2 protein-coding genes are annotated in these 2,463 nt (G+C 55.0%); both read left to right on the forward strand.

The features are described from left to right. The coding region (gene napA / locus FDX03_RS05055; protein ID WP_137345691.1) for a nitrate reductase catalytic subunit NapA at window positions 1-2,390 on the forward strand (2,390 nt) is incomplete at its 5' end. 6 nt (window positions 2,391-2,396) lie between these two features. Further along, window positions 2,397-2,463 (forward strand): hypothetical protein (locus FDX03_RS23045; protein WP_249357007.1); only part of this gene is annotated, 67 nt, incomplete at its 3' end.

Raw genomic sequence — 2,463 nt, forward strand, 5'->3', positions numbered from 1 at the left:
TCGGTCAGCAAGAAGCGATCAAATGGGATAAAGCCCCGTGCCGTTTTTGCGGTACCGGTTGTGGCGTATTGGTAGGCACTCAACAAGGGCGTGTTGTGGCATGTCAGGGTGACCCGGATGCGCCGGTTAACCGTGGGCTCAACTGCATCAAAGGTTACTTCCTGCCGAAAATCATGTACGGAAAAGACCGTTTAACGCAGCCGATGCTGCGCATGAAAGACGGCAAATATCACAAAGAAGGCGAATTCACCCCGATTAGCTGGGACCAGGCCTTTGATGTGATGGAAGAGAAATTTAAAACCTCTCTGAAAGAGAAAGGGCCAGACGCTATTGGTATGTTTGGCTCCGGTCAGTGGACCATCTGGGAAGGCTACGCTGCCGCAAAACTGTTCAAAGCCGGTTTCCGTTCGAACAACATCGATCCGAACGCGCGTCACTGCATGGCGTCAGCCGTTGTGGGCTTTATGCGTACCTTTGGTATGGATGAGCCGATGGGCTGTTATGACGATATCGAGCATGCGGATGCTTTCGTCCTGTGGGGCGCTAATATGGCGGAAATGCACCCGATCCTGTGGTCGCGCATCACCAACCGTCGTCTGTCCGATCCTAACGTCAACGTCGCCGTTCTCTCTACCTTCCAGCATCGTAGCTTTGAGCTGGCGGATAACGGCATCGTCTTTACGCCGCAAAGCGACCTGGTGATCCTCAACTACATCGCAAACTATATCATTCAAAACAATGCGATAAACCAGGACTTCTTTAGCAAGCACGTTAACCTGCGTAAAGGGGCGACGGATATCGGCTACGGTCTGCGTCCAACCCATCCGCTGGAAAAAGCGGCGAAAAATCCAGGTTCTGATGCCTCCGAACCGATCAGTTTTGAAGAGTACAAAGCGTTTGTTGCGGAGTATACGCTGGATAAAACTGCAGAAATGACCGGCGTGCCAAAAGATCAGCTGGAACAGCTGGCGCAGTTGTATGCCGATCCTAAGAAGAAAGTCATCTCCTACTGGACTATGGGCTTTAACCAGCATACCCGTGGCGTATGGGCTAACAACCTTGTCTATAACCTGCACCTGCTGACCGGTAAAATTTCTCAGCCAGGCTGCGGCCCATTCTCGCTGACGGGTCAGCCTTCCGCTTGCGGTACCGCGCGTGAAGTCGGGACCTTCTCTCACCGTCTGCCTGCGGATATGGTGGTGACGAACGAGAAACACCGCGATATCTGTGAAAAACACTGGAATATTCCGGCGGGGACCATTCCGGCGAAAATCGGTCTGCATGCTGTGGCGCAGGACCGCGCACTGAAAGATGGCAAGCTCAATGTCTACTGGGTGATGTGTAACAACAACATGCAGGCTGGGCCGAACATCAACGAAGAGCGCATGCCTGGCTGGCGCGATCCGCGCAACTTTATCATCGTTTCCGATCCGTACCCGACGGTCAGTGCTCTGGCGGCCGACCTGATCCTGCCAACAGCGATGTGGGTAGAGAAAGAAGGGGCTTACGGTAACGCCGAGCGCCGTACTCAGTTCTGGCGCCAGCAGATTAAAGCACCGGGTGAAGCGAAATCTGACCTGTGGCAGATGGTGCAGTTTGCCCGCCGATTCAAAACGGAAGACGTCTGGCCGGAGGAACTGCTGGCGAAGAAACCCGAGCTACGCGGTAAGACGTTGTATGACGTGCTGTTCGCCACGCCAGCAGTAACGAAATTCCCGGTCAGCGAACTGGCTGAAGATCAACTGAACGATGAATCTCGCGAACTCGGTTTCTACCTGCAAAAAGGTCTGTTCGAAGAGTACGCCTGGTTTGGTCGCGGACACGGACACGATCTTGCACCGTTCGATGATTACCACAAGGCGCGCGGGTTACGCTGGCCAGTGGTCGATGGTAAGGAGACTCAGTGGCGCTACAGCGAAGGCAACGATCCGTACGTGAAGGCTGGAGAAAGCTACAAGTTCTACGGCAAACCGGATGGGAAAGCCGTCATCTTCGCGCTGCCATTTGAACCGGCGGCTGAAGCACCGGATAAAGAATACGATCTGTGGCTCTCCACCGGTCGCGTACTGGAGCACTGGCATACCGGCAGCATGACGCGCCGCGTGCCGGAACTGCACCGTGCGTTCCCGGAGGCGGTACTGTTTATCCATCCGCTGGATGCAAAAGCGCGCGATCTTCGTCGTGGCGACAAGGTCAAAGTGGTATCCCGTCGTGGTGAAGTGATTTCGATTGTTGAAACACGCGGCCGCAACCGTCCGCCTCAGGGGCTGGTGTACATGCCGTTCTTCGACGCCGCACAGCTGGTGAACAACCTGACGCTGGATGCGACGGATCCGCTCTCTAAAGAGACGGATTTCAAGAAGTGCGCTGTGAAACTGGCGAAGGTGTAACGCGTTATGTCCCGGTCAGCAAAACCCCAAAATGGCCGCCGCCGCTTCCTGCGCGATATGGTTCGCGCAGCAG

The organism is Citrobacter sp. wls827, from assembly GCF_005280875.1.
GTDB classification, from domain to species: Bacteria; Pseudomonadota; Gammaproteobacteria; order Enterobacterales; family Enterobacteriaceae; genus Citrobacter; species Citrobacter youngae.